Source organism: Pseudomonas sp. JV245A (assembly GCF_032424515.1).
Classification (GTDB): domain Bacteria; phylum Pseudomonadota; class Gammaproteobacteria; order Pseudomonadales; family Pseudomonadaceae; genus Aquipseudomonas; species Aquipseudomonas protegens.
Map to the genome: position 1 here is coordinate 1 of NZ_VYKE01000029.1, position 26,323 is coordinate 26,323.

The window sequence follows — 26,323 nt, forward strand, 5'->3', positions numbered from 1 at the left end:
CCCGCGCCAACCGCAACTGGCTCCGGCCGCGCGCGGGGTGCTGGAACTGGTGGCGCCTTTCGACCAGGGCGACGCGGTGCAAGGGCTGGAGCAGGTCAGCCACGTCTGGCTGCTATTCCTGTTTCACCAGGCCCTGAAGGACAAGCCGCGACTCAAGGTGCGCCCGCCGCGCCTGGGGGGCAACAAGTCCATGGGGGTCTTCGCCACCCGCGCCACCCATCGCCCCAATGGCATCGGCCAGTCGGTGGTCAAGCTGGACAAGGTTGAGGCCAACCGCCTGTGGATCTCCGGCATCGACCTGCTGGACGGTACGCCGATCCTCGATATCAAGCCCTACGTGCCCTACGCCGACATCATTGCCACGGCGAGCAATGAGATCGCCAGCGCCGCGCCGCAGATTATTCCGGTGCAGTGGCAGGACAATGCCCTGCAACAGGCTCAGATCCACGCTCAGCGTCTGCAGGAGCCCCTGGTGGAGCTGATCGAGCAGTGCCTGGCTCAGGATCCGCGTCCGGCCTACCAGGTGCCCACGACCGAGCGTGAGTACGGCGCCCAGTTCTGGGATCTGGACGTGCGCTGGCATTACCCAGAGCCCGGGGTGATCCGGGTGCTGGAAGTGGTCCCGGCGGGCTGAACCCCGGAAACGAAAAAGCCCGCGCTGCCTTTCCAGGCAACGCGGGCTTTTCTGTGTCCGGGAGAATCCGCCCAGTCAGCACCAATGCGCTGCCTGGACGGTCTTCGCGAGCACGCTCGCTCCTACTTTTCGACGAATGCACGCTCGATCAGGTAGTCACCCGGCTCGCGCATGCGCGGCGAAACGGTCAGGCCGAAACTGTTGAGCACTTCGCTGGTTTCATCCAGCATGCTCGGGCTGCCGCACAGCATGGCGCGATCGTCCTGCGGGTTGATCGGCGGCAGGCCGATGTCGCGGAACAGCTTGCCGCTGCGCATCAGGTCGGTCAGGCGGCCTTCGTTCTCGAACGGCTCGCGGGTCACGGTGGGGTAGTAGATCAGCTTTTCACGCAAGGCTTCGCCGAAGAACTCGTTCTGCGGCAGGTGCTCGGTGATGAACTCGCGGTAGGCGACTTCGTTGACGTAGCGTACGCCGTGGCACAGGATCACTTTTTCGAAACGCTCGTAGGTTTCCGGATCCTGGATCACGCTCATGAACGGCGCCAGGCCGGTGCCGGTGCTGAGCAGGTACAGGTGTTTGCCGGGCTTCAAGTCATCCAGTACCAGGGTACCGGTTGGCTTCTTGCTGATGATGATCTCGTCGCCTTCCTTCAGATGCTGCAGTTGGGAAGTCAACGGACCGTCTGGAACCTTGATGCTGAAGAATTCGAGATGCTCTTCCCAGTTCGGGCTGGCAATGGAGTAGGCACGCATAAGCGGACGGCCATTAGGCTGTTGCAGGCCGATCATCACGAACTGACCGTTCTCGAAGCGCAGACCCGGATCGCGGGTGCACTTGAAGCTGAACAGAGTGTCATTCCAGTGATGAACACTGAGGACACGCTCGTGGTTCATGTTGCTCATGTACGGGGGCTCCTAGAAATTGCCTGCGCTGACCATGAGCGCAATTGCACAGCATTCTAATGGCGGCGACAATATCTGTTAACTGGATTATTAAGATAAGGGTTATCGGTTATATCGATATGCGATTTACTCTCCGTCAACTGCAAGTCTTCGTCGCCGTCGCCCAGCAAGAGAGCGTTTCTCGTGCTGCGGGGCTGCTGTCCCTGTCGCAATCGGCCGCCAGTACCTCGATCACCGAACTCGAGCGCCAATCCAGTTGCCAGCTGTTCGATCGCGCGGGCAAGCGCCTGAGCCTCAATGCCCTGGGCAAACAGCTGCTGCCACAGGCAGTGGCCCTGCTGGACCAGGCCAAGGAGATCGAAGACCTGCTCAACGGCAAGTCCGGGTTCGGCTCGCTTTCGGTGGGTGCGACCCTGACCATCGGCAACTACCTGGCCACCCTGCTGATCGGCAGTTTCATGCAGGTGCACCCGGAGAGCCAGGTGAAGCTCCATGTGCAGAACACTGCGCATATCGTGCAACAGGTGGCCCACTACGAAATTGATCTGGGTCTAATCGAGGGCGACTGCAGCCATCCGGATATCGAAGTCCAGACCTGGGTCGAAGATGAACTGGTGGTGTTCTGCGCGCCCCAGCATCCACTGGCCAAGCGCGGCCACGCCACCATGGAAGAACTGACCCATGAAGCCTGGATCCTTCGCGAACAGGGTTCCGGGACGCGCCTGACCTTTGACCAGGCCATGCGTCACCACCGCAGTGCACTGAACATCCGCCTGGAGTTGGAGCACACCGAAGCCATCAAGCGTGCGGTGGAGTCGGGTTTGGGGATTGGCTGCATTTCCCGGCTGGCCCTGCGCGATGCGTTTCGCCGCGGCAGCCTGGTGCCGGTGGAAACCCCGGGCCTGGACCTGGCCCGGCAGTTCTACTTCATCTGGCACAAGCAGAAGTACCAGACCTCGGCCATGCGCGAATTCCTGGAACTGTGTCGCGCCTTTACCGCCGGGGTGCAACGCAGCGACGAAATCGTCCTGCCAAGCATTCCCTGATTCAGATCAGGATCACTGCCCAGACGATGGTGATCATGCTCAGAGCGACAAACTGCGCCGCGCTGCCCATGTCCTTGGCGTTTTTCGACAAGGGATGACGATCCAGGGAGATGCGGTCGATGGCCGCCTCCACCGCCGAATTGAGCAGCTCGACGATCAGCGCCAGCAGGCACACGGCGATCAACAGCGCACGCTCGACCCGGCTGACATTAAGCAGGAAGCTCAGGGGAATCAGGATCACATTGAGCAGCACCAACTGACGGAATGCCGCCTCGCCAGTGAACGCCGCGCGCAAGCCATCGAACGAATAGCCGGCGGCGTTAAGGATACGTTTAAGACCGGTTTGACCTTTGAAAGGCGACATAAGCTGGGCAACTGAAGAAAAAGAAGTGGGGAAGCTAGTTCAACCAAAGTCAAAAAAGCGTGAACAAACAGCCGGTTAATGGCTGGAAATTGACTCAAGTTGTTGCAAGAGCAGCGCTGCCTGGGTCCGGGTACGCACCCCGAGCTTGCGGAAGATCGCCGTCACGTGGGCCTTGATCGTGGCTTCCGACACGCTCAGCTCGTAGGCAATCTGCTTGTTCAGCAACCCTTCGCAGACCATGGTCAGAACCCGGAACTGCTGGGGCGTCAGGCTAGCCAGGCCTTCGCTGGCGGCCTTGGCTTCGGCTGAGACACTGACCTCTTCAAACGCCTGGGGCGGCCACCAGACATCACCGTCGAGCACACTGCGCACGGCCTGCTGGATGACTTCCAGGGAACTGGACTTGGGAATGAAACCGCTGGCGCCGAACTCTCGGGAGCGCACCATGACGGAGGCTTCTTCCTGCGCCGAAACCATCACCACCGGAATTTGCGGGTACTGCCCGCGCAACAGCACCAGACCGGAAAAACCGTAGGCACCGGGCATGTTCAGGTCCAGCAGGACCAGATCCCAGTCGGATTTTTCGGTGAGTCGCACTTCCAGTTCGGCAATGCTTGCCACTTCCACCAGACGCACATCGGGGCCCAGGCCCAAGGTGACAGCTTGATGCAGTGCACTGCGAAAAAGCGGGTGATCATCGGCAATCAGGATTTCGTATGTGGCCATTTTTCAAATGATCCTGTTTTTCATGGCAGGACTGATGCATTCAGCCCTCACCAAAGCAACACGGAGGCACGCCAGAATACCGCACCCAAAGAGCACGAACGCCGCGAAAAGCCTGAGCAAAACAGTGGTTCAAACAGCGCCGGCGCCCTAATCGGCGCCAAGCATGCCCAGCCAAGCCAGGGTGGTCAAGCGTGAAGCTTTGCGGCATCTTAGCTGGCTAACTAATAAGAGAGCCATCATGCGCAGCCAAGCCTTGCGTGCCGATGTCCTGATGCTGATTACCGCGGTGATCTGGGGCTCGGCGTTTGTCGCACAAACTTCCGGTATGAATCATATCGGCCCCTTCCTTTATTCCGGCCTGCGCTTCGCCCTGGGCTCACTCTGCCTCTTGCCGCTGGTGCTGCGTAAAACACCCACGGATCGTCAGCCCGAACCCTTGCTCAATCGTGGGCTGCTACTGGGCGGCGTACTCATGGGGCTGGCCCTGGCCCTGGGCATCAATCTGCAACAGGTGGGGCTGATGTTCACCACCGTCACCAATGCAGGTTTCATCACCGGGCTCTATGTCATTGTAGTGCCGCTTCTGGGGCTGCTGATTGGCCACAAGACTGGCCTGGGTACCTGGCTCGGCGCCGTGCTGGCGGTGGTGGGCATGTTCCTGCTGAGCGTCAGCGACAGCTTCCACGTTGCCCCGGGAGACTGGCTGCAGTTGATTGGCGCCTTCGTCTGGGGTGGGCACGTGATTCTGGTGGGGGTTTTCGCCGGCCGTCATGACCCGATTCGCCTGGCGTTCCTGCAATTTGCGACCTGCGCGGTGGTCAGCCTGATCCTGGCGTTGTGCCTGGAACCGCTTCGCTGGGAAGCGATTGTCGGCGCCGGGCCGGCCATTCTCTATGGCGGGGTGGTGGCCGTCGGTATCGGCTACACCTTGCAGGTGATTGCCCAAAAGGACGCAATCGCCTCTCACGCGGCAATCATTCTGTCCCTGGAAGCGGTATTTGCCGCCATTGCCGGGGCCTGGTTGCTGGATGAGTCGCTGCAGGCCCGCGGCTACTTCGGCTGCGCGCTGATGCTCAGCGGCATGCTGGTAGCCCAGCTATGGCCACAAAAGCCTCATTCCAGCACGACTACACAAAGGGCTTGAGCCGGGCATGCACATCGTCATCCGGATCGATGGCCTTCTGGAACTTCGCTGACAGGTAATGGGTGCTGAACACATCGAGGTAGGCATCCAGTACCTGGCTGACCTGCTCATCGCCGGCCAGCTCCAGGCATAACGCCGCCACTTCAGCGGTACAGAAGTGATCATCACGCTTGGAGCGACGCAGCTTGTAGCGCGAGAGCTTCTCCGGGGACAGGCTGAGAACCGGCAAGTGCTCCAGGTAAGGGCTCTTGCGGAACATCTTGCGCGCCTCGCTCCAGGTAGCGTCCAGCAGAATGAACAGCGGCCGCTTGCCCTCCTCCTGCCTGACTTCGCTGACCACCCGTTCGGGCGCGACGAACTCGCCCGGAAACACGATATAAGGCTGCCATTGCGGGTCGGCCAGCAACGCCAGCAGTTGCGGATCGACCTCAGTACGCGACCAGCTGAACGCCGTCGTGTCGCCGATCACATCGGCAATCAGCCAACCGGTATTGCTCGGCTTGAGCGGTTCGACGTCGTGCATCACCAGGCACATGGCTGACCGGGCAACGACTTTCGGTCGCCAGGCACACAGGCAATGGCTGGGAATCACTCGGCAGCGGGGGCAGCGTTCAGCCCGTGAGCCGCGTGCGAAAAAGGGCTTGGCCACGCGCGCCATCCGCAGATCACGTAAACGGGAAACCGCATGACTCATCGCAGGACATGCCAGCAAGAAACAGAAATCAACACGACAAACACTCAAGAGGGTAAAAAGTCGGACAAGTTTATCAGAGCTATATGTTCAAACCTGTACCGCCCTGCGGCCTCTCCCCCTATAATTCGTCGCCACTGAACGCACAGTCGAGTGGCTGGTCGAAGCATCAGTCACTGCACCAGGAGAGTTTCATGTTGCGCTTTACCATTCCTACCGTCGCCCTTCTGCTGGCCCTGCCCCTGGGTGCCCAAGCTGCGTCCCTGCAAGAATTCGAACTGGGCAAAATGCTGGAGAAGGTCGCTGCGGAAAGCAACGTCGGCACTCCTCGGGAAATCAACGAGAACATTCTCGACCAGGGCTATACCGTTGAAGGCAAGGAACTGATCAACCACCTCAGCGTGCAGTCTGGCCATGCCGAGCAGATGCGCGCCAATCCCAAGGCGGTCTACCTGCAACTTGGGGCAAGCGTCTGCCGCAACCCCAACTACCGCAAGCTGATGGCCAAAGGCGCCATCATGCGTTACGAGTTCACTGAAAACCGCACCAATCGCCCGGTGGCGTCGGCGCGCTTTCAGGAGTCGGATTGCCCGGCGCAAAGCACGCCCAAGAAAAAGTAATCACGAACGAGCGGCGCGCCGCTGCTGATCATCGGCGCGCAGTTCGGCGACCAGGGCCTGTAGGTATCGCGATGGCCGCTCCTGTGCTGCCAATCGGCGCCGGCACTCTTCCTCCAGGCTTATTTGATGGTCAGCGGCAGCGGCTTGCAGCAGCTGACACAACTGCGGATCAATCTCCAGCGTGACAATGGTCATCCCCTGCCTCCCTGCTCTGGCCCTGCATGGCCCAGAACCCGCTTGCCTCTCTCCGGCCCCTGCTCCTGCGCCAGACGCTGCACCTTAGTAAATCAGAGCTGTCATCCCTTGCCGCCCCTCCTGACCAGCGGTGCCAGCCTGGGGAAAACCGCGAACAAGCGGTTGCCAGCCAAGACTTTATGAGCACATGATCAAGCCATGTCCGAAACGGCTTGCGGACGGTTGAGGAGGCCGTCCTTGTGCGTCTTGCTGTGCAAATGTTCTCAAATAAAGGAAAGCAGGACCTCTGTGGATGACCCCAACACTGCCCAGCGATTGTCAGCTGTGATCGGGTCCGGAAATTCGCTCATTCGCTGGGCTGAGTAGACAGCGACACAGGCAGTGTCGTGGCACATTCGAATATCTCGATCGTGCGCAAGGTTCTGTGCAGAAGGAGAAGCTGAATGCCTTACCAATCGAATGACCTGTTAAGTCGTCATTTTCAGAGCAACGGTGTCGACCTGACGAACCAGGTCGAAGCGCAACTCAACCAGATAGCCCCCAACAGCCCGAATCTTCCTCTTTACCGCGACATGGTGCTCACCGTCCTGCGCATGGCCGAGGATGACCTCAATCGCTGGAATGCCAAGATAACCCTGCAGGCCCTGCGCGAACTGGAGCACGCCTTCCGCGTCCTGGAACAGTTCAAGGGCCGACGCAAAGTGACGGTCTTCGGCTCGGCACGCACCCCCAGTGAACACCCGCTATACGCCATGGCCCGAGAGCTGGGCGCGGCCCTGGCCCGCTCGGATCTGATGGTCATTACCGGGGCCGGCGGGGGCATCATGGCCGCCGCCCACGATGGTGCAGGCCTGGAGCACAGCTTGGGGTTCAACATCACCCTGCCTTTCGAGCAGCATGCCAACCCCACCGTTGGCGGTACGGAGAACCTGCTGTCGTTCCACTTTTTCTTCACCCGCAAGCTGTTCTTCGTCAAGGAGGCCGACGCACTGGTGCTTTGCCCTGGCGGCTTTGGCACCCTTGATGAAGCCCTGGAAGTACTGACCCTGATTCAGACCGGCAAAAGCCCGCTGGTACCCGTGGTACTGCTGGACATGCCGGGTGGACAGTTCTGGCAAGGCGCCCTGGACTTCATCCACAACCAACTGGAAGCCAATCGCTACATTCTGCCCAGTGACATGAAGCTGGTGCGCCTGGTGCACAGCACTGAAGAAGCGGTGCAGGAAATCCAGCAGTTCTATGCCAACTTCCACTCCAGCCGCTGGCTCAAGCAACAGTTCGTCATCCGCATGAACTACAACCTCAATGAGCAGGCGCTGGAGCAGATGCAGACAGCATTCGCCGACCTGTGCCTGAGTGGCCAGTTTCAACAGCATGCCTACAGCGGGGAGGAACACGACGAAGTGCAGTTCAGCCATCTGGCGCGGCTGTCATTCGCCTTCAATGCTCGCGACAACGGTCGCCTGCGCGAGCTGATCGACTTCATCAACCTGCCGGAAAACTGGGCCAGGCCTCAGCCCCAAACAACGCAACGGGCACGAGAAACCAGCAAAGCCAACTGACCCCAGCCCTAGCCCGCTGCGTTATGCAGCGGGTACGGCGTCAGTCGTCCATGCCTCGGCCACTCAACAAGCGGCTGATCATGTCCATGGAATACCCGCGATAACTCAGGAAACGCCCTTGCTTGGCACGCTCTCGAGCATCTACAGGAAACCGCCCAGCAAACTTGCGCTGCCAGACGTCACGCAATTGTTCCTGCCAATCGATACCGCACTCGCGCAGCGCAAGATCAATATCGCTGCGCTGCAAGCCGCGCTGGCCCAGTTCTTCGCGAATACGCATGGGCCCGTAACCGGACCGTGCACGATAGGAAACAAAGCTTTCGAGATAACGGGATTCGGACAGCAGGCCCTCTTCCGTCAAACGGTCAAGGGCTGCTTCGATCATTTCAGGAGGGGCGCCGCGCTGACGCAGTTTACGCGTCAGCTCGACACGACCGTGCTCGCGTCTTGCGAGCAGGTCCATTGCGGTTCGCCGCACCGCGACGAGGGTATCGAGTACGGCGGTCATTGGATCAATCAGATATCAGCGTCGGCCATATCGTCTTCGGTCTCTTTGACCGGGTTGGCTTTGACGTCTGGCGATGCAGTCAGCAGTTTTTCACGGATCTGCTTCTCCAGTGCGTTGCCGATTTCCGGGTTGTCCTGCAGGAACTTGGCCGAGTTGGCCTTGCCCTGACCGATCTTGTTGCCCTGGTAGCTGTACCAGGCACCGGATTTCTCCAGGAAGCCATGCAGCACGCCCAGATCGATGATTTCACCGTTGAGGTAGATGCCCTTGCCGTAAAGAATCTGGAACTCGGCCTGACGGAATGGCGGAGCCACCTTGTTCTTGACGATCTTGACCCGGGTTTCGCTGCCCACCACTTCGTCGCCTTCCTTCACCGCGCCGGTACGGCGGATGTCCAGACGGACCGAAGCGTAGAACTTCAGCGCGTTACCACCGGTGGTGGTTTCCGGGCTACCGAACATCACGCCGATCTTCATGCGGATCTGGTTGATGAAGATCACCAGGCAGTTGGCGTTCTTGATGTTACCGGTGATTTTGCGCAGCGCCTGGGACATCAGGCGGGCTTGCAGGCCCACGTGCATGTCGCCCATTTCACCTTCGATTTCAGCCTTGGGCACCAGGGCCGCCACGGAGTCGACGATGATCACGTCAACCGCGTTGGAACGCACCAGCATGTCGGTGATTTCCAGGGCCTGTTCGCCGGTGTCCGGCTGGGAAACCAGCAGGTCGTCAACATTCACACCCAGCTTGCCGGCGTACTCCGGATCCAGTGCGTGCTCGGCATCGACGAACGCACAAGTGGCACCGGCTTTCTGCGCCTGGGCAATAACCGACAGAGTCAGGGTAGTTTTACCGGACGACTCAGGGCCGTAGATTTCAACGATACGGCCTTTTGGCAGACCGCCAATGCCCAGAGCAATGTCCAGACCCAGAGAGCCGGTGGAAATGGCCGGGATCGCCTGACGGTCGTGATCGCCCATACGCATTACGGCACCCTTGCCGAATTGACGTTCGATCTGACCCAGGGCCGCAGCCAAGGCTTTCTTCTTGTTGTCGTCCATTAAAGTCCTCACGTAATCAATAAGGCCTGACGGCCAACACCTGTATAAGTAGCCAGTATTATTCCACAGCGCTCGAGGATCGCCTACCCCTGATTTGCGATTTCTGCCGCAGCATGTTGCAGCAACCCCTCTAGCGCGGCCTTCACCGTTTGTCGGCGGACCTCATCGCGATTCCCCGGAAAGTGCCGGCACTCGGTGGTCAGCGTCTCTCCCGCCCCCCAGGCCAGCCACACAGTGCCCACAGGCTTCTGCGCAGAACCGCCATCCGGCCCGGCGATACCGCTGACCGCCACGGCAAAATGCGCATGACTCCTGGCCTGTGCCCCCCGGACCATGGCCTCGACCACTTCACGACTGACAGCGCCGACCGAATTGAACAAATCGGCCGGCACATTCAATTGCAGGGTCTTCTGGCGATTGGAATAGGTGACATAACCGGCCTCGAACCAGGCCGAACTGCCAGGGATCCGCGTGATCGCCTCGGCGATGCCTCCCCCGGTGCAGGACTCCGCGGTGGTGACGTGGGCATTCAGAACCTGCAAACGCCTGCCGAGTTCAGCGGCAAGCTGGGTGATTTCTTTCACAATCCTCTCCTGATGGGGCTGGCGTGTGCTTACCGTACACCAGGCGAGGTGGCTTGCAAGTGACAAGCCATCATGAAACCGAACGACTCAGGATCACGGCTCGGGCGAGGAAGTCCAGCTCGTCAGTAGCTGCGGCCTCGGCAACTAAGCTGATGCGGCTTCCCCGAATGCCTGGCCCCGCCGATATGAACGCCGGGTATGGCATCGACATCTGAGCTTGCTCGCCCGCGCTCCCTGAATGGCTGCTAAAGAGAGAATATGCAAGGAGCCCCGCCTGATCGCGGAGCTCCTTGCGGTTTTTTAGAACACGTTGTTCCAGGTGTAGCTACCGGTTTTCCACTTGTGGTCGGGATAGAAGACACGCGGAGGCTTGATGGTTGGGGTGTACCCGAAACGAGCCCAGACCGGCCGCTCTGTTACGATGGTGAAGCTGCCGTTCGCCTGCAGGCGGATAGTTGCGCCAGGGTGACCACCAGTACCGCTTTGCCACACGACGCCATTGTTCGCTGCGTAGATCACCAGGTTACCGTCTTCCTGCATGACGCATCGCACGCCTCCTTTGTTCTGGGTGTAAGTCGCCCAGATAACACTGGAATTCGGACCGTAAACCACCAGGTTGCCATCACCCTGGAAAACCAAGGAGTGCTCACCAGCGCTGTAGAACTGCCCCGGTACCAGTTCAGTAGTACCGCCGATGATCATTGCGGCCCCGACTGCCGGGGTAAACACTCGCCCGTTGGGCGCATACCAGTGAGGAATGGTGTCGACGGTTACGATGTTCCCGTCATCCTGAACCTGGGTGAACGCGCGCAGCGAAGCATCTTCACGAGAACCCATGGTGGGATCGCTTGGGGTCGTCGACCAGATCCGGCCACGCAGCGGGTCGTCAAGGACGAAGCCGTAATTCATGAAGACCATCATTGGGTCTTTTTTATTGCCCTTACTCACATTCGTGAACGGGGTGTTCTGGTCAGCGACCCATGCCAATTGAGCACCGTCATAGAGCGCGAGGTTGCCATCTGCCTGAAAGAGCAGCTTGAAGCGCTTGTTAGGGGACTGAAGGTACTGGTTGGGCGCCATGTAGTAGCGCGCTGGCAGCACAGAAGAACCGTTGTCAGTAAAGTCGTATCGAATCCAAGCCATGTAGTTACCTATTGAGTCGAATGATGGGTTGCGGAAAATTCCGCTCTCATGCCGCTCAGAGGCGATTGCTCGAGGCTCGAGGCCTTCACATGATTCAAGGTGCCACATCGAGAACACTTGATCTGGAGCTCGGTGAACTCACCCACTCGGGCAAGAAGTCGCTTGCAATGACCGCATCTGCATTCTTTTAGCATCGGTACATCCATTTGATTATCCCCTGACTGCTACCCCCCTACTCCAAGAGAGCGTCGAGGCTTTGTACTGATTTCAGTGCCGTTGCTCGGCTGTCGAAGCGCTCCCCAGCATAGCCTGGGATTCGCGCACCCACCGCTGCAACGCCTTCAATTGCTCGGCATTGGCGTGGCATTCGCTGTAGTTGTCGACGACGCTGGCGGCGACGGTAGAGAGTGCAAGGCCCGAGGCGGCGCCATCAGTGACGCTGGGGCCTCCGGCCACGGGCAGGTTGGCGGCGCCGGCGTCGTGCACCCGGACAAAACCAGCAGGCACAACGCAGGCTCTATCAGCCGCTTTCGAAACATAGACAGGAACCTCCTTGGTGATGGTGGCGCCCGCCTGATAGACCTTGACGATACGGTCGACGTACTCGACCACCACCTTTTCCCTGACCGTGCCCAGGGCCCGGCCTTGTTCAAAGGATTGTTTGAGACGAGCCTCATCGAGGTGTTGGTTGTTACTGCGCTCACTGCCGGCACCGCTGACGTAGCCGAGTGCATAAAGCAACCCGGCCGCCACAGCGATGGCCAGCCAGCCACGGATATTCATCAAGCCCTCCTGAGGCGCGCATGAAATGAATCACCCAGCCTGCCAAAAAAACCTGTAGCCGCTGCCGCAGGCTGCGAAAAGGTCCGCAGGACCTTCAGACGGCAGCCCTCACACCACCGGCAAACACAGCACCGCCCGCGCCCTGGCCCAGAGTTGCAGGCGGTCCTGCAAGCCATTCAGGCCCCCATTGATCCGCCGGGTAATGCTGTTGAACTCATCGCGGTCAGCCAGCGCATTGAGCCCACCGCGCTCCCAGAACCAGGCCGCCGACTCGGCGGCCCATTGCGCTTGCTCCAGCAGCTCCGGCAACTCCAGCAGGCGCTCATCGCCAAACAGCCCGAGGCTGCACTGGCGATAGTTGCTGCGCCCGGTGATCTGGATCAGCCCGCGCCCGCGATACCGCTGGCCGTCGCCATCCGCCTCGGGGGTATTGCCCAGGCGCGCGGCGAGAGGGCCCGTGTCGTACTTGCTCAGGTATTGATCACTGCCCAATTCGCGTACGTATTGCAGCTGCCCGGATTCGTGTCCGATCTGAGCCAGAAAGGCCGCCTGGCGCTTCGGCGTATCGATCTGCCGCTTGGCCATGGCGGTGTTGAGTGGAGAAACAAAAACGCCCGCTTGGCGGCGGGCGTTAGGCATGATTTGCAGCAGTTGTTCTTCGGTTATTGGCATGGTCAGTGTTTGAAGGTCGGATAAGAAAACGCCCCGGCGGTACGGGGCGTTTATTCAGTTTGTTCAGTAACCCAGGATGGCGCGACAGGGCGGTACTGAGAATCGGGGAAGTGCGGCGATTGCGGCCAGTCACGCAAGGCCTGCATGTACACAAGCAGTTGTTTGAACTGTGCACTGGCAAGCGTTGTAGGTACTTCGATCTCCAACTGATCACGGTGCCGCTCACGCAACCACCTCACCGAATCCAGCGCTGAATCACGCCAGACACGCTCTCCTACCGATACAGGTAACGGCGCCGTCGCACTTTCTATGTGGAGCCGAACTTCCTCTTCGGACATCGGGATCAACTGGCTGGATATGAAATGCGCGGGGGCATCGGCATCGTAAGCATGGACACGGTTTGTCTCGGGATTATGGAAATACTTCATGCACGTAACTCCGACCAAACTGGATTGACTGGATTACCAAAAGTTACTGAGTAAGTTGCTCCGACCGGCACCACGAACGATGCGTGAAAGGCGGAAGTTGCCACGGCCACACCGCCGCAAGTTGCAGTAACCGCACCGGTCGAAATAGATGCCTGAACTTGAATCGGGCGCCCTGTAGTATTGGTGTAGACAGTGCCTGAAACGCGACTGGCCGTAACATTCTGCCAGGCCTGCCCATCACCCAAGCCCCGAGGTCGGGTCTCTAACGCTGAAACGTTTGCAGCCAGACCGGAAATGTCGATATTCCCCTGATTGACGGGGGCATTCCAAGCTTTGATGCACCACATGACAGCCAAGTTGCGCGGCCGGGTTTCAGAATCCCCCGCGTTCGCCCCGGTGCCAGGATCCTTTACTCCAGTAATTCCTGTATCGCCCCAGGGTTTTGCGTAGTTGTGGGTGCCTGTTCCCGTACCATCTCGCCAAGCCCAATAATTCATAGGGTGTTGGTGACTGCCTACTGCATGGGCTTGATATGACCCAAGCGCCCGCCCAACATCCACCCCACGTCCATGATCCCAGCCCCGCAGGAATTCACCTCGCGACTCAGGCAAGCGGAAGTTACCCGCACCCTCGCCTCCGGTATTGAAAGCAGTCCCCAGGTAAGCCGCCAGATCCGGATAGGTCGCAGCGCTCTGCACACTGCCATCCACCTCCAGAAACCCAGCCGGCACCGTACCCTTGGGAAACGGCACCATCGCCCCCACCGGCAACGCCGACATGTTCTTCAACAGCGCCTCGATCTCCGCCTTGGTATAGGTCACCGACTTGGTATAGGCATCGGTGATCCCGTACTCGGCCAGGGTGGTGCGGATCTTCTCCGGTGGAATCGAATCACGCACGATCGCCTTGATCGCCGCCAGCAACTGGTCATGCTCGGCCTCGGCCGGCTCTTCCCCTCCCGCACGAATCACGTTGAGCAATTCGTCGGTCACTGCATTACCCCAATCGGAAGAAATCAGTGAACCCACTTGCCCCGTGACCGGGTTTTCATCGACAAACTTCCCATTTACCAGCCCGACACTGGGCACACTCTTTGGATAATCCACTCGTCTGTCCTCTAGTTGTAATTGAAACGCGCCGGCTCAAGCTCGGCGCGTGGCAATAAATCAGAGACTCCAGGCCAGGACCTGGAACGATCTCAATGTGCTGTGCTCATCAACTCGCCCGGGCGCCATCCCCGGTAATGTCGATGGCGAACAAAGTCGCCACCGACAACTAACCGGTGATATCGGCGTCGGGATTTATCAAAGGGTAAGAAAGATGGGGCTCCTCATTAGAAAACGAGAAGTCCGAAACAATGCCTTTAGGCACTGTTCAGAGAATCAGGAGGTTTTGAACTGGTTATTCGTAAAAACTTAAAACGTCAGAGCACCACTATTAAATGGAGTCAGGCACTGCGCTGAAAGCTATGGCCGGCCAACCAGTCTCCAGCATCTTGGCTTCATACACGCCGGCATTGACCGCGGCGACCAACTCGCTCTCGCGGATAAAACAGGCCTGAACATAGGCATCAACAGCGCTATCGCAGGCCTGCACCTGATACGCATCGAGTTGTACAAAGGCGCCGTTTTCCTGTTTCCAATGAATCAGGTAGCTGATATCTCGACTCGCCCTGACGGCGGCTCTAGTGAGCTTCGCCTGACTCGAACGATCGGTTTGAATAGCCAGGCCTTGAACAACGATGCCAGCCTCCTCGCGCTTGAATCGCTCATTGGCAATCAGCATCAACACGTCAGCGCTGGCAACCGCAAGCGTCGGGTACTCAGCAGAAAAAATTTCCCCGTCCAACAGTTGATCGACACTGTCCACTGCCCTGCAACCCCGGCCATCGGCTCGAACTGCAAAACCATTCATAGGTTGTCCTCCCATCCAATACATTGCAAAACACCTGTCGCGGCATAAGAGCCAAAACGAATCGTTGGCCCTTCCAGCAAAAACAGTCCATTGGCAGTAGGTACGGGCGACGAAGGGTTGAAACCACCAACAAAGGGAGCAGCGTTGAGCGCTGCGGTATTCAAGTAGATAAGCGCCTGCGCGGTATAGGCACTGCTTGGAGCAAAGCCAACGTAACCATTGTTGGTACCGGCAGTGAGTGAAATCTTTGCTGCCGTTGGTGGAACAAAGGCAGACACGGCGACATCTGCAGCCGGGCTGATAACCCCGGAGGCCATGACCGGCAGATTAGGCACATTGGAGCCAGGCACAACCTTGTATTGAACGCTGTTACCCGCCTGGATAAACGACAGTAGAAACCTGTTGGCCGTGGAGTCGGTTCGCGTCCAGCTGACTCGGGCCTTGTGGGTGTAACCGGCAGGCAATACTGGAGTTTTCACACTGAGCGAGAGTAAACCTGCAACACCCGTACCTCCCCATATCACCCAGACGCTGTACCAGGTGGCACCGGTCAGCAGCCCGCTGTCGAGTCCATTGGCGCCGACAGTCGTAGCGTTGATGACGAGATTCACGTCACTGACTGTCTTGAATGAGAGATCGTTGCCAACCACCAGTTGATCGGCCATCACATTGACAGTTGAACCGAGCCCGGAGGCCGAAGCCTTCAATCCTTTGCAAATCCCGACAACAGCGTTTTTCTGTGCATTACGAACATCAACCGCGAGAGCAGCGATGTCGATGTTTCCCTGATTGATCGGGGCGTTCCAGGCCTTGATGCACCACATAACAGCCAGGTTACGAGGCCGGGTTTCTGTGGAAGTTCTAGCCACTCGGCTTGCATCAAAGTCAAAGGATGCGGAACTCCATGCCCCGCCTCCAGCAATACCAGTAGGTACACCGGATCGAGCATTCGTTTTGAACGCCCCAGTACTGTTTAGCGGCGCGGTGCTTCCTGTGGGAAACGTTGACGATTCACCTGTGATGTTCTGCAACGCATCCTGCTGTTCGCTGCCAATTACCCGCCCCGCATCAACCCCCCGCCCATGATCCCAACCCCGCAGAAACTCCCCCCGCGACTCAGGCAACCGGAAATTCCCCGCACCCTCGCCTCCGGTATTGAACGCAGTCCCCAGGTAAGCCGCCAGGTCCGGATAGGTCGCTGCGCTCTGCACACTGCCATCCACCTCCAAGAAACCTGCCGGCACTGTGCCCTTGGGAAACGGCACCATCGCCCCCACCGGCAACGCCGACATGTTCTTCAACAGCGCCTCGATCTCCGCCTTGGTATAGGTCACCGACTTGGTATAGGCATCGGTGATCCCGTACTCGGCCAGGGTGGTGCGAATCTTCTCCGGCGGTATCGAATCACGCACGATCGCCTTGATCGCCGCCAGCAACTGGTCATGCTCGGCCTCGGCCGGCTCTTCCCCTCCCGCACGAATCACGTTGAGCAATTCGTCGGTAACCGCGTTTCCCCACTCAGAGGAAATCAGTGAGCCGACTTGCCCGGTCACCGGGTTCTCGTCGACAAACTTCCCGTTCACCAGCCCTACGCTGGGAACACTTTTCGGATAATCCACTTGTTCTTGTCTTCTCTAGTCATAGTTGATGTACACCTGTGTATGAGCCGGCGTACTGCGATGGACAAGGCACTCCAGGGCGCTGCCCGGGTTCATGCCAAAACGTTCGCCCCAATAGCTGGCGCCGAAGCGCCGGCCCAGTTGCAGGCGGCCGCCGGTATTGAGGGTCCACATGAAGTTCGCCCGCCAGGTGCCGAAATGCGCGTGACCAAAGCGTGAGCGGCCCATGCGCGGGGTACTCAGCTCAGTGACGCTGGCATTGGGATAGCCCTGGCTGCGGGCGATTTCGACGAAGTAGGCGGCGCGCTGGCTGCCCACTGCCAACAGACGCCGGCGCACGGCCAGGCGCCGGTCTTCGAACAGCGGGGTCAGCCCCAGGCAGGGGTCGGGCAGGTCCATGACCTTTTCCCAATCCGTCACCAGTTCGCTGACGCTGGCCGGGTCCATTTCGTTTTGCAGGTCCACGGCCCGGGCGTCGATGCGCGCCAGCTCCTGGGAGATGCCCTGCAACACCCGTTCAAGCTCCGGCACCCGTTCCGGGTCCCAGGCCGGGCCGCTGGGCAGCAGGCTGCGCAGCTGGCCCTGGTACTGGGTGGCGCTTCTTATTGCAGCCATTGGCAACCTCCGAATACCAGCAACTGATTATTCGCCGCCGGCACATCGGCCAAGGGCGCCAACAGTTGGTGATCCTGCTCGCCGGTGGCGCTGCTGATGGCTTCGCGGATATGGCTGAGCAACAGGGTCTGGCCCAGGCCGGCCTCGCGGCTGTGCAGGTCGCGCAACTGGCTCTCGACGGCGGCGCGCACCGCGCTGGTGTCGGGGGTCAGGCGCAACGTGTAGGTCACCGGCAGCATCACCGGGGCCAGCACATGCACCTCGGCGGTGACCGGGCGCAGCGGCTCGATATAGGCCTGGACCTGCGCCAGTTGCTCGGCGTTGGGAATCGGCTGCAGGTCGTCGTCACGCATGGCGAACAAGCCCACGGTGCCCGGCCCCAGGTAATTGCGCCGGCACCAGGCACGGGTGATGCCCGGGCACTCCATGGCCCAGGTTTCGTAGTCGTCCGCCGAGCCGCCATGGGGAATGATCCGATAGGAACGGATCACCCGCGAGCGCAGGGATTCGAGGCTTTCCCGGGCCACGCCACCGCTCAGGCCCGGGGCCAGGACGGTGAACGAGTTGCTGATGCCCTGCACCGGCTGCACCGCGGTCAGCTCCAGGCCGGCATCGGCATTGCCCAGGGTACCGCCGTCGACGGCCTGGATCGTGGTGCTGTTGAGGCCTGCGCTGGTGGTGCGCGCGGCGGTCACTGTGTAGCTGCGACCGTCGCTGCTTTGCAACAGGATGCCGAGATCCAGCACGGCACCGGCTGCCGCGTTGAAACTGACGCTGCCACTGGCCGCCTGGGCGGTCTTGCGCGGCTGGTTCAGGCGCAGCGCGGCGATGCGCTCCAGGGTCGACTCATCGGCCTTGTCCGGAAGGATCTGCTCGGCGATCCAATCCAGGTAGCCATACAGGCCAAAGGCAGCACCGCTCAGGGTGCGGGCCAGCACTTGGGCATCGGACTGGCGCAGCGAATCGCTGGCCAGGTCGCTTTGGGTGCGCTGAATCAGCACCGGCAGCGAAGGGGTTTCAAACGGCATAGGTCACCTGCCAACTGTGAATGGGGTTGAGGTCCAGACGTTCGCCGTCGGCCAGGATCAGCACCGTGCGCAGGTTCAGGCGCTGGGCATCGAGGCGTTCGCTGAGGATCTCGACAGCGTTGCAATGACCATCGTCGATCAGCCACTGCAGGGCCTCGCGGGCATAGAACTCGGCATCGAGCTGGGTCTGCCGGCTCAGCTTGACCCGGCGCAACAGCCACAGCCGCGAGCCGATACGGTCGTCGGCCACGCTGGGAAAACTGTCGCCCCACCAGCCGTAGCGCTGGTCGTCATCCAGGGCGTCGTCATCGGCGGCGCGGCGCCAGGTGAACAGGCTGATTTCCACAGCCCGGGTCAGGGCGTTCTTCAGGTCATAAGTGGCGAACATGCTTAACCTCCCACCGGCGCGCCGGTCTGCCCCAGGCCGGGTTGCACGCCGCTGTGGACGTGGTTGATCTGGCTGATGCCGGCGGCGACCTGATCGCCCTGGGAGACGATCTTGCCGCTCATGCTCAGGGTCGGGCTGTCGATGATGACGCCGCTGCTGGCGCGGATATTCAAGGTGGCGGTGTCGATGTCGATGACCCGCCCGCGCTTGAAGTGAATCTTGTCGCCCTCGTCGGTGTAGATCGCCACTTCACCGGCGGCCAGGGCCTTGAGGCGATAGCGCCGGTCGGCCACCACCAGCACCACTCCATGGGAGCGATCGCCGCCGAGGAAGGTGGCGATGCCCTCGGCGCCGGCCAGGGGGTTGCTGGTAAAACCGTAAGGCTCGAAATGCTCCATGTCGTCGTTGACCTCGCCGGCGGTGAGGCGCATTTGCAGCGATTGCAATTTGTTGGCCGAATGGGCGAGCACCACGGTGCCCCGCGCCAACAGGCGTGTCAGTAGGCTCATGCTGGGTTCCTTGGGGGGAGAAGAGCCGGCTTGCCGGCGAACAGGGATTGCGCGGTTTCGTGCCGGGTGCCTTCGCCGGCCAGCCGGCTCCTGCGGTTGGGCGCAGGTTTCAGTTTTTTGCGGGTGTCGGGTTGGCATCGAAGGTCTGCGGCGGCGCCACCTGCAAGGTGGTGATGGAGCCCTGGTCGGACAGCGACCAGGTGACCTTGGAGATCAGCATGTCCTGGTCGAAACCCAGCACCGGGTCGATGACCCGCACCAACGTGTTGTGTCGCCACAAATCACCATTGCTCTGGCGCCAGCCCTGCACCTGATAGGTGGTGGTCAGCGCCTTGCCGGTGCGGGTGCCGCACTCCCAGTCAGCCCGCTGCTGAGCCAGTTCCGCACTCAGTTGCGCCGCCTCGTTGATCACCGTCACCCGTTTGCGCGAAGCCCGGGCATCGCTGGCCTGGCCGGACACCTCGCAGACCGCAACACCGCTGCTCTGGTCGCTGCCCTTGTGCTGGCCGATCACCCGGTACTCGGAAAACACCGCGGAAAAATCCATCGCTGCATTGGCCGAAAGAATGTTCTTGCCCAGCTCCAGGGCATCGCTGGCGAGCCCGCCGCTGCCCGGTGCCGCCAGCAGCAGGTAGCCGTCGGCGTCATCGGTGGAGAACACCCGGTACAAGGTCAACAAGCGGTCGATGGAGGCAAACACCGTCTCCCCCGGCACAATGCTGTGGGTGTGCAACTTGCTGGAGGGTGCAATCTCGCTGCGCACCCCCACCCCGTAAGAGCCGGCCAGGGCGCGGACGATGCTCAGCACATCCTGCTGGCGCCACTGGCTCGGCCGGTTGATGGCCGCGCAATCCACCAGATCCTGGGTCAGGGAGCTGCCCTGGATGCTCAGGCTGATCTGCCTGCCGTCATAACTGACCGGCGCCTTGTAGACATGCCCGGTGAGCACCAGGTCGCAGCCGATGCGCACCTGGCAGCGAGCGCCCGGGCGGATCCGCACCTGCCCATCCTGCCCCGGCCATTGCCAGGTGATGTTGAGGCTGAAGGTGCGGAACTGGCGCTCCAGGTCCGCCGTGATCTCCACGCTTTTCCAGCCGCTGTAGTCCAGCCCGTCCACCGTCAGGGTGACGATATTTGCCAGTTCGTCCATGGGTCACTCCCGCGCAATCTGCAGATCGGCCGGCGGCAGGAAGCCCGGATGGGCCACCCGGTTGCGCTGTACCACTTCACCGACACGCGTCGCATCGGCAAACCGCTCATAAGCCAGGACCAGCGCTGGCATGCTGCTTTTGGGGCTGAGGCTGACCAGCCGTACCCCGGACGAAGCCACTGCATTGAGGTGGCCCTGCAATTGCTGGCGCAGGGTGTTGAGCGCCTGGTAATGCATCGGGTCGGCCTTGAGCGCGGCTTGCCAGATCACTTCGTTGAGCTGGTCACGCAGGGCCAGTACATCGTCGGCCACCGGCACCTCCAGGCGCTGCACCGGCTGGCTGGCCTGCTGCGCCAGGGGCGGCGTGCTCTTGAGCTTGACCACCGGGGTGGCCACCGGCAAGGCCGACACCAACCGGGCGATCTGCACCAGCAACGCATCCTGGACCAGGTTCGCTACCGCCTCGGCCGCCGCGGTGGTGTCCTTGCCGGTGGTCAGCTTGGGCGCATCGATGCGCCTGGCCGCCTCCACCTGCTGGGAAATATCGGCGAGCATCTGCCGATAGCCGGTGCGGGCAAAATCCTTGAGCCCGCGTACATCCTCCAGCAACCCCTTGAACTCCGTGCTCAGCTCCTTGGGTATTTCCTTGACCGCCTTGACCAGGGTGTTGAGGTCGCCATACAACTCGATCAGCGGCTTGAACTCGTGTTCGATGACCGCGTACACCTCGGTCAATCCCTTGCGCAGCGCATCCACGCCGATCCGCGCCTGCTTGATCAGGTTGGTGGCGAACTCGAACCGCAGCACCGCCGAGCCCAGCAAGGTATCGCTGGCCACCAGCACCTGCTGCTGGGTGTTGACCACCGCCGAAGGAAAGCGCAGCGGCTGGTCCGGGTAGAACTTCAGGCTGAAGGTCACCAGGCCACCATCCTGGCGGCTCTGGGTCATCTCGCACTCGCCGACCTTGACCTGCATCCGTCCAAGCCACGGATGCACCAGCTCGCCGCTGCCCTCCTCCAGGGCCTTGAGCAGCCTGTCGCGCTGCTCCAGGCAATCGGCGCCGACGATGAAGGCCGTCAGGTCATGGACTTTCGCCTGCTGGCCAAGGCCCTCGAAAAACGGCTGATCGCGCTGCGGGTACTCATGCAACTGGCCTTTTTGCCCCACCGGGGTTTTCGCCTGGTCGACCCAGAAGGGCACGCCGCGAAAGGATGCGGGCAACAAACGATCACGCCAGTTATCCGCCATGGGAACCTCCTAGGGAAAGTGAGCGATAGCCCAGGGTCGAAGCGATGTTCAAACCCGGTTGATTGGTCGTGGCCTGTTCGGCGCGCAGGCCAGCCGGGGCGTTTTCGAAGCGCAGGGTCAAACCGCCTTCGAGTTGGGTGCGGTTGTTCGCGGCGTTCTGCTGGATCAGCGCACTGGAATTCTGGGTCAGCGAGCTGCCCTGGGTTGCGGCAAAGGGTGATGCCAGCCCGCCTTTACCCTCGGCGTTGATCTGCTTTTGCGCTTCGGTAAAGCCTTCGACCTTGGCGGTGACCGTGGCAATCAGCCCGCCGAAGCCGCCCTCGAACAGCTCCTTGATCGGCGCCATCAGCGCTTGAAGCTGGCTCCACAGCCCGGAAAACCAATCGGCGATGGGGGCCCAGTTGGTCATGATCAGTTCCATCGGCGACCAGTCGAACAGGGCTTCAATGGCCTTCCTGATCGAGTCGATACCCGGTTGCAGCTCGGCCCAGATCGAACCGAAGAAGCCCGTGACCGCACCCCAGTTGTTGTAGAGGATCACCAGCGGGGAAAAGTCGAACAGGGTTTGCAGGACTTTCTTGACCCCGTCGATACCCGGTTGCAGCCCCGCCCAGATCGACGCGAAGAAGCCGGTGACCGCGCCCCAGCTCCTGGTGATCATGTCCAGCGGCCCCCAGTCGAACAGGCCTTTTAGAAAGGCCATCGCCGGCACTGTCAAGGCCTTGAGGGATTCCCAGATAGAGGCGAATAGCCCCGTCAGCCCTGCCCAGTTATTGATGATCAGTCCCAGAGGCGACCAGGAGAACACCTCCTTGAGGAAGCCGACGATCGAAGCCGTCATCGCCTGGATACTGTCCCAGAGCCCGGCAAAGAACGCCGTGATCGCCCCCCAGTTGCCAATCAGCATGCCCAGGGGCGTCCAGCCGAACAGAGTACTGAGCACCTCCATCGCCTGCGCCGCGAAGCTCTGCACACCTTGCCAGAGGCTGACGAAAAAGGCCGAGATCGGCGTCCAGTTGGCAATGATCACCCCGGCTGCCAGAGCAATGCCCATGGCAATCAACATCACCGGGTTGGCCTTGGCCACCGTGCCCATCAGATCGAGCACCTGGGTCGCCCCGGTCACGGCGGTTTGCATCGCCGAGAAGGCAATGGCGCCCATCGCCAGCCCCTCAACCAGCTTGGGGTTGTCGTCGAGCAGCGTCCCCACACTGTTGAGCATGGGCTCCAGGCCGACCACCAGCGCCCCCACCGCCGGCGCCAGGGCGGCATCAATGGCCGAGGACACCTTGACCATCGACTGACTGAATACATTCATGTCTTTGGCCGCATCAGCCGGCGCGCTGGAGTCGCCGACTTCGGCCAGCTTGCCCTTGAACGCATCGCAGGCCTTGATCCCGTCCAGAAACGGGGTGATCAGGCTGCCGCCCTTGAACAGCCCGCTGATATCCAGCTTGCCCAGCCCCGTCTGCTCAAGGTTTTTCTTGAACGAGTCGACCTTGCCTTGAAGGGCGACGAGTTTGGGTGACAGTTGGTCTATGCCGGTCAACAGTACCGACTTCTTCTCTACGGTTTGTGTGTCTGCCATCACTGCACCTGCTGCATCGCATTGATCCGTTGCGCGTGCTCCAGGGATTCGCGGAGCACATCCAGTGGCCTGGCCATCATCTGTTCGGGGTCAACCTTCCAGAACCAGGCCAGGTCATAGGCGACAGCGATCAGGTCGGCGATGGCTGCGATGCCGTACTCATGAAAAAACTCGCCACCGCCCAGCTCAGGGCGTTGAGGTCCACCAGGTCGAGCTGGTTCACCGAGGACGGTGGAATGCCGGCGCAGACCGCGATGTATTTGGCCGCGACGTCCATGTCGAGGCTGACTTCTTCGCTCTTGTCGATCTTGTACGGCAGCGCCTTGATCGCTCGCACTTCCTGCACCGTCGGGCGGCGCAGGCTGAGTTCGGCCAGGGGCTCGCCGTGGGCCTCGATGGGCACCTGCAGCTTCACCGTGTTGCTCATTGCCAGGTCCCCTTCTGCCCTTCGAAGTTCAGCTCGATGCTGGCGTCGTCGCCCTTGGCAATAGGCTCGTCCACCAGGTAGGCACCGGCCAGTACGTAGACCTTGCCGTTGGCGAACTCGCAGGTGACGGTCATGTCGACGCCTTCGATCAGTTGCTTGAGCGGAAAGTCCGGGGTGTGCAGCGCGGTGACTTTGAACGACGGTGTGAGGTCGGTTTCCTTGTAGAAGCCCGGAACCACGGTTTCTCGCTTGACGGCCATCAGCGGTGCTTCGCAGCCGCCGCTGATGGTCAGTTGAGCGCCGTCCACTTTGACGTAACAGGTGCCCGCGATCAGTTGACCCATGTTGTTTCTCCCAAAAAATAAGCCCGCTCAAGGCGGGCTGAAAAAGCGCAGTGATGCAGGTACGGCTCAGGCCGCCGCGTCGTACTGCAGGCGGAATTGGTTGAGCAGCGCGAACACTCGCAGGCCGTTGATGTAGTCCGGCGGGAACAGCACGTTGACCCGGCTCGGGTCCTGCACATCGCGTTCGACGATCAGGTGCTCGGCGAACAGCTCGGCGTTCTCCACATGGCCCTCCAGCTCCAGCTTGGCGTACTGGGCAATCAGCTCACCGCGAATGGTGCTCGGGGTGACGATCGGCTGGCCGGCGCCGAAACGAGTGCCGTCGGCAGCCAGCTTGTGGCGCCCGTATTTGCTGGTGATCACGCTTTGCAGGCGGCGCACGATGAACGCCGACTGGTGCATGGTTTCGCTGTCCAGGTAGGAGTTGTCGGCCTGGCCGTAGGCGTTCTTCTGGTAGGTGGTGATCGCCCGCTGAATGCGCATGTAGCCGCCTTCGTAGTAGGCGGTGGCGATGCCGTAGCTGAGCAGCGACTGGCGCTCGGTGAGGGTGAAGCGCTCGCTGGCCGGCGCCGGGTCGAGGCCCGGCAGGCTGCCGCTCTGGGTCGGGCGGCTGGCATCGGCGGAGATGAACACCGAAGTCCGCGCCGCCAGGGCGGCGGCCTGGACCCACACCGGTTGCGGCACGCCGGTTTCCAGGGCCTGGATGGTGATGTGCTGGTCGTTGCGCGCCTGACCGGCCGCCACCAGGGTGCCGACGGTGCCGCGCTTGGCGCTGTAGACATGGCCGAACAGCTGCTTGGCCCAGGACCAACGGCCGGTGTTGTCGTCCATCACCGCTTGCCAGGCATTGAGGCTGGCGGTGTCGGTCCAGGGCATGCAGATGAACTCGAACGGCTCGTCGCCCAGGGCGGCCAGCGCCGCGACCTGATCCGGCACACCGGTGCCGCCGGCCATCTTGCCCAGCACCAGGGTCAGGCCCGCCGGGGTTTCTTCGCCATTGCTCTTGCCCAGGCGATTGAGTTGCAGGCTGATGTCGTTGCCGCTGTCGCCGGTCCACTTGGCGTTCAGGGTCACAGTGCCCTCGGCCGCGGTGGCGGTCACCGGCAGATCTACTGCAGCGTTGACCTTCAAGGCCAGGGCGCTGGCCGCTTGTGCGGCACTGGTGCCGCTGACGATGGAGGCTTGCACCCGCACCCCACCGACGTACAGATTGAGCAGGCCGGCGGCGCTGGCGCTACCGCTGATCTTCAGCTCGGCCTTGGCCACGCTGCCCTCGGTGCTGTGCAGCGGCAGGCACCAGATCTCGCCCACCGGGTCGGTCTTGCGCCAGGTTTCGTACATCGAAGCGAGCATCGAGCCCTGGCCGCCGATGCTCTTGGCCAGGGCCACGCTGGACACCAGCACCAGTTTGCCGAGATCGTCGCCGGCCTGGTTGTCGTTGACCTGGGCGACGATCAGACGACGCATGGCCGAGGACGCGCTATTGGCCGCCGAATTGTCCATCTCGGCGTAGAACAGCGGCACACGGATGTCCGCCGGGATATTGCTGAAACCGATCGCCATTATTTGGCTCCTTGAGATTTCGCCGCTTTCACGGCTTTGCTAGTGATATCGCCATCGGCCAGACGCCGGCGCCACCAGGCGCTGTCCGACACTTCACGGCCGGAAGCGGGCAGCAGATCGCCTGCTTCCGGGTCCGGTACGGCGCGGCCGGCGACCGGCAGCACGGTGATGCGTTTGCTCATTGCTTCAGCTCTCCTGAAAAAGTCAGCTCCAGGCGCCCATCGGGCCCTGGGCGTTGCAGATTGGGGTCCGCCGGATCGATGGCATCGACCCGCACCGTGACCCCGGTCAAGGACGGCAAGCCGTCGAGTTCACGCTCATGCCAGGTTTCCGCCGGCTGGCCGGGCAGGTTGCGCCCCAGCTGGAACTCGGCGAAAAAGCGCAGGCGGTAGAGCAGGCGGGTGGCGTCGAACGACACCAGCTCGCCGCCGTCGTACTGGATCGGGTTGTACTCGGCACCGGGTTTGAAACCGACCAGGGCGCGCCAGAGTTCGGCGCGCAGGTCGTGCAGCGGATTCAGCGCTTTTGCAGGCTCGGCGGCGCCAAGCGCCAGGACCACGTCGAAGCGGTCGCGGATGGTCTGGCGAATGATGTTCTGCCCGGCGCTGGCACTGGCCAGATCGTTGCTGGGCGCCAGATAGGCGGCTGGCATTGGCGCACCAACGCCTGAGGCAGAATCGGCATGGGTGCCGACAATGATGCGCCCGGTAAAGCTCGGGCACTGTGCTTGTAGCTGATCGAGAACAGCCGTGAGTTTCATGACAAGGCTCCTGGAACGGGATTAGGCTGCGGTGAGGCTTGTTTCTGCCGGGCATGAAAAAACCCGTCGAGACGGGTTTCGCAAAAGCGCCCTGGAATCACGGCCCC

Annotated in this window: 33 protein-coding genes; 5 read left to right on the forward strand and 28 right to left on the reverse strand. The window is 61.1% G+C overall.

The window, feature by feature from the left end:
• On the forward strand, positions 1-634 hold a 634-nt coding region (tsaA, locus tag F6S12_RS11260; protein ID WP_315868912.1), incomplete at its 5' end, for a tRNA (N6-threonylcarbamoyladenosine(37)-N6)-methyltransferase TrmO.
• A 122-nt stretch (positions 635-756) separates the two neighbouring features.
• On the opposite strand, the gene fpr is transcribed toward tsaA, so the two are convergent.
• The gene (gene fpr / locus F6S12_RS11265) at positions 757-1,536 is read right to left on the reverse strand and encodes a ferredoxin-NADP reductase (RefSeq protein ID WP_003198368.1); all 780 of its coding nucleotides are present in this window, start codon (positions 1,534-1,536) and stop codon (positions 757-759) included.
• A gap of 119 nt (positions 1,537-1,655) precedes the next feature.
• Between fpr and F6S12_RS11270 the strand changes: the two genes are divergently transcribed.
• Positions 1,656-2,582, forward strand: coding sequence for a LysR family transcriptional regulator (locus F6S12_RS11270; RefSeq protein ID WP_011059588.1), 927 nt, complete (start codon positions 1,656-1,658; stop codon positions 2,580-2,582).
• 1 nt (position 2,583) lies between these two features.
• Here F6S12_RS11270 and F6S12_RS11275 read toward each other — a convergent pair whose 3' ends face one another.
• Positions 2,584-2,946, reverse strand: a complete 363-nt coding sequence (locus F6S12_RS11275) for a diacylglycerol kinase (RefSeq protein ID WP_011059587.1) — start codon at positions 2,944-2,946, stop codon at positions 2,584-2,586.
• A gap of 75 nt (positions 2,947-3,021) precedes the next feature.
• On the reverse strand, positions 3,022-3,672 hold the full coding sequence (gene erdR, locus F6S12_RS11280; RefSeq protein WP_011059586.1) for a response regulator transcription factor ErdR: 651 nt from the start codon (positions 3,670-3,672) through the stop codon (positions 3,022-3,024).
• A 238-nt stretch (positions 3,673-3,910) separates the two neighbouring features.
• Between erdR and F6S12_RS11285 the strand changes: the two genes are divergently transcribed.
• Complete coding sequence (locus F6S12_RS11285) at positions 3,911-4,816, forward strand: DMT family transporter (RefSeq protein ID WP_125062668.1); 906 nt, start codon at positions 3,911-3,913, stop codon at positions 4,814-4,816.
• Here F6S12_RS11285 and F6S12_RS11290 read toward each other — a convergent pair.
• Positions 4,800-5,510, reverse strand: a complete 711-nt coding sequence (locus F6S12_RS11290) for a tRNA-uridine aminocarboxypropyltransferase (RefSeq protein WP_011059584.1) — start codon at positions 5,508-5,510, stop codon at positions 4,800-4,802. The two genes, F6S12_RS11285 and F6S12_RS11290, sit on opposite strands and share 17 nt — an antisense overlap.
• 191 nt (positions 5,511-5,701) lie before the next feature.
• On the opposite strand from F6S12_RS11290, the gene F6S12_RS11295 reads away from it, so the two are divergent.
• Positions 5,702-6,127 (forward strand): quorum-sensing-regulated virulence factor family protein, encoded by a 426-nt coding sequence (locus F6S12_RS11295; protein ID WP_011059583.1) that lies wholly within the window; start codon positions 5,702-5,704, stop codon positions 6,125-6,127.
• On the opposite strand, the gene F6S12_RS11300 is transcribed toward F6S12_RS11295, so the two are convergent.
• Entirely contained in the window at positions 6,128-6,322 is a 195-nt protein-coding gene (locus F6S12_RS11300; RefSeq protein WP_152686000.1) for a hypothetical protein, read from the reverse strand.
• Positions 6,323-6,765: 443 nt separating this feature from the next.
• Between F6S12_RS11300 and F6S12_RS11305 the strand changes: the two genes are divergently transcribed.
• Positions 6,766-7,884: an LOG family protein gene (locus F6S12_RS11305; protein ID WP_011059581.1), complete on the forward strand. Its 1,119-nt coding sequence runs from the start codon at positions 6,766-6,768 to the stop codon at positions 7,882-7,884.
• Between the two features lie 40 nt (positions 7,885-7,924).
• Here the strand turns inward: F6S12_RS11305 and recX are convergent, their stop codons facing one another.
• The 23 genes from recX to F6S12_RS11420 all read right to left on the reverse strand — a co-directional run bounded on the left by recX (position 7,925) and on the right by F6S12_RS11420 (position 26,216).
• The gene (recX, locus tag F6S12_RS11310) at positions 7,925-8,392 is read right to left on the reverse strand and encodes a recombination regulator RecX (RefSeq protein WP_019093478.1); all 468 of its coding nucleotides are present in this window, start codon (positions 8,390-8,392) and stop codon (positions 7,925-7,927) included.
• A gap of 8 nt (positions 8,393-8,400) precedes the next feature.
• Positions 8,401-9,453 carry a recombinase RecA gene (recA, locus tag F6S12_RS11315; protein WP_011059579.1) on the reverse strand — a complete coding sequence of 351 codons (1,053 nt, stop codon included), beginning with the start codon at positions 9,451-9,453 and terminating at the stop codon, positions 8,401-8,403.
• Positions 9,454-9,536: 83 nt separating this feature from the next.
• Entirely contained in the window at positions 9,537-10,037 is a 501-nt protein-coding gene (locus F6S12_RS11320) for a CinA family protein (protein ID WP_011059578.1), read from the reverse strand.
• Between the two features lie 300 nt (positions 10,038-10,337).
• Positions 10,338-11,180: a putidacin L1 family lectin-like bacteriocin gene (locus tag F6S12_RS11325; RefSeq protein ID WP_011059577.1), complete on the reverse strand. Its 843-nt coding sequence runs from the start codon at positions 11,178-11,180 to the stop codon at positions 10,338-10,340.
• Positions 11,181-11,188: 8 nt separating this feature from the next.
• Entirely contained in the window at positions 11,189-11,374 is a 186-nt protein-coding gene (locus F6S12_RS11330) for a Com family DNA-binding transcriptional regulator (protein ID WP_080512171.1), read from the reverse strand.
• 73 nt (positions 11,375-11,447) lie between these two features.
• Positions 11,448-11,963 carry a hypothetical protein gene (locus F6S12_RS11335; protein WP_161467164.1) on the reverse strand — a complete coding sequence of 172 codons (516 nt, stop codon included), beginning with the start codon at positions 11,961-11,963 and terminating at the stop codon, positions 11,448-11,450.
• 108 nt (positions 11,964-12,071) lie between these two features.
• Positions 12,072-12,635 (reverse strand): glycoside hydrolase family 19 protein, encoded by a 564-nt coding sequence (locus tag F6S12_RS11340; RefSeq protein ID WP_161467165.1) that lies wholly within the window; start codon positions 12,633-12,635, stop codon positions 12,072-12,074.
• A 50-nt stretch (positions 12,636-12,685) separates the two neighbouring features.
• Complete coding sequence (locus tag F6S12_RS11345) at positions 12,686-13,063, reverse strand: phage tail assembly chaperone (RefSeq protein ID WP_152685997.1); 378 nt, start codon at positions 13,061-13,063, stop codon at positions 12,686-12,688.
• The gene (locus F6S12_RS11350; protein WP_161467166.1) at positions 13,060-14,169 is read right to left on the reverse strand and encodes a phage tail protein; all 1,110 of its coding nucleotides are present in this window, start codon (positions 14,167-14,169) and stop codon (positions 13,060-13,062) included. The genes F6S12_RS11345 and F6S12_RS11350 overlap by 4 nt, the downstream gene beginning before the upstream one ends.
• Positions 14,170-14,500: 331 nt before the next feature.
• Entirely contained in the window at positions 14,501-14,977 is a 477-nt protein-coding gene (locus tag F6S12_RS11355; RefSeq protein WP_161467167.1) for a DUF4376 domain-containing protein, read from the reverse strand.
• Entirely contained in the window at positions 14,974-16,596 is a 1,623-nt protein-coding gene (locus tag F6S12_RS11360; RefSeq protein WP_169892683.1) for a phage tail protein, read from the reverse strand. The genes F6S12_RS11355 and F6S12_RS11360 overlap by 4 nt, the downstream gene beginning before the upstream one ends.
• A 15-nt stretch (positions 16,597-16,611) precedes the next feature.
• The gene (locus F6S12_RS11365) at positions 16,612-17,211 is read right to left on the reverse strand and encodes a YmfQ family protein (RefSeq protein ID WP_152685996.1); all 600 of its coding nucleotides are present in this window, start codon (positions 17,209-17,211) and stop codon (positions 16,612-16,614) included.
• Positions 17,199-18,239 (reverse strand): baseplate J/gp47 family protein, encoded by a 1,041-nt coding sequence (locus F6S12_RS11370; protein WP_103407667.1) that lies wholly within the window; start codon positions 18,237-18,239, stop codon positions 17,199-17,201. The genes F6S12_RS11365 and F6S12_RS11370 overlap by 13 nt, the downstream gene beginning before the upstream one ends.
• A complete protein-coding gene (locus tag F6S12_RS11375; protein ID WP_077933431.1) occupies positions 18,229-18,627 on the reverse strand; it encodes a phage GP46 family protein in 399 nt (132 codons plus the stop codon). The genes F6S12_RS11370 and F6S12_RS11375 overlap by 11 nt, the downstream gene beginning before the upstream one ends.
• Before the next feature lie 2 nt (positions 18,628-18,629).
• On the reverse strand, positions 18,630-19,136 hold the full coding sequence (locus tag F6S12_RS11380; protein WP_161466265.1) for a phage baseplate assembly protein V: 507 nt from the start codon (positions 19,134-19,136) through the stop codon (positions 18,630-18,632).
• Positions 19,137-19,245: 109 nt separating this feature from the next.
• Positions 19,246-20,286 carry a phage baseplate assembly protein gene (locus F6S12_RS11385; protein WP_161466264.1) on the reverse strand — a complete coding sequence of 347 codons (1,041 nt, stop codon included), beginning with the start codon at positions 20,284-20,286 and terminating at the stop codon, positions 19,246-19,248.
• 3 nt (positions 20,287-20,289) lie between these two features.
• Positions 20,290-21,534 (reverse strand): DNA circularization protein, encoded by a 1,245-nt coding sequence (locus F6S12_RS11390; protein ID WP_152685994.1) that lies wholly within the window; start codon positions 21,532-21,534, stop codon positions 20,290-20,292.
• The gene (locus F6S12_RS11395; RefSeq protein WP_161466263.1) at positions 21,524-23,122 is read right to left on the reverse strand and encodes a phage tail protein; all 1,599 of its coding nucleotides are present in this window, start codon (positions 23,120-23,122) and stop codon (positions 21,524-21,526) included. The genes F6S12_RS11390 and F6S12_RS11395 overlap by 11 nt, the downstream gene beginning before the upstream one ends.
• Positions 23,123-23,252: 130 nt before the next feature.
• On the reverse strand, positions 23,253-23,549 hold the full coding sequence (locus tag F6S12_RS11400; RefSeq protein ID WP_161466262.1) for a phage tail assembly protein: 297 nt from the start codon (positions 23,547-23,549) through the stop codon (positions 23,253-23,255).
• Positions 23,546-23,893 carry a phage tail tube protein gene (locus F6S12_RS11405; protein WP_011059564.1) on the reverse strand — a complete coding sequence of 116 codons (348 nt, stop codon included), beginning with the start codon at positions 23,891-23,893 and terminating at the stop codon, positions 23,546-23,548. Before F6S12_RS11405 ends, F6S12_RS11400 begins: the two co-directional genes overlap by 4 nt.
• Before the next feature lie 66 nt (positions 23,894-23,959).
• A complete protein-coding gene (locus F6S12_RS11410) occupies positions 23,960-25,456 on the reverse strand; it encodes a phage tail sheath subtilisin-like domain-containing protein (protein WP_161466261.1) in 1,497 nt (498 codons plus the stop codon).
• Positions 25,456-25,638: a DUF2635 domain-containing protein gene (locus F6S12_RS11415; protein WP_011059562.1), complete on the reverse strand. Its 183-nt coding sequence runs from the start codon at positions 25,636-25,638 to the stop codon at positions 25,456-25,458. The genes F6S12_RS11410 and F6S12_RS11415 overlap by 1 nt, the downstream gene beginning before the upstream one ends.
• A complete protein-coding gene (locus F6S12_RS11420; protein WP_161466260.1) occupies positions 25,635-26,216 on the reverse strand; it encodes a hypothetical protein in 582 nt (193 codons plus the stop codon). The genes F6S12_RS11415 and F6S12_RS11420 overlap by 4 nt, the downstream gene beginning before the upstream one ends.
• Positions 26,217-26,323 lie beyond the last annotated feature (107 nt).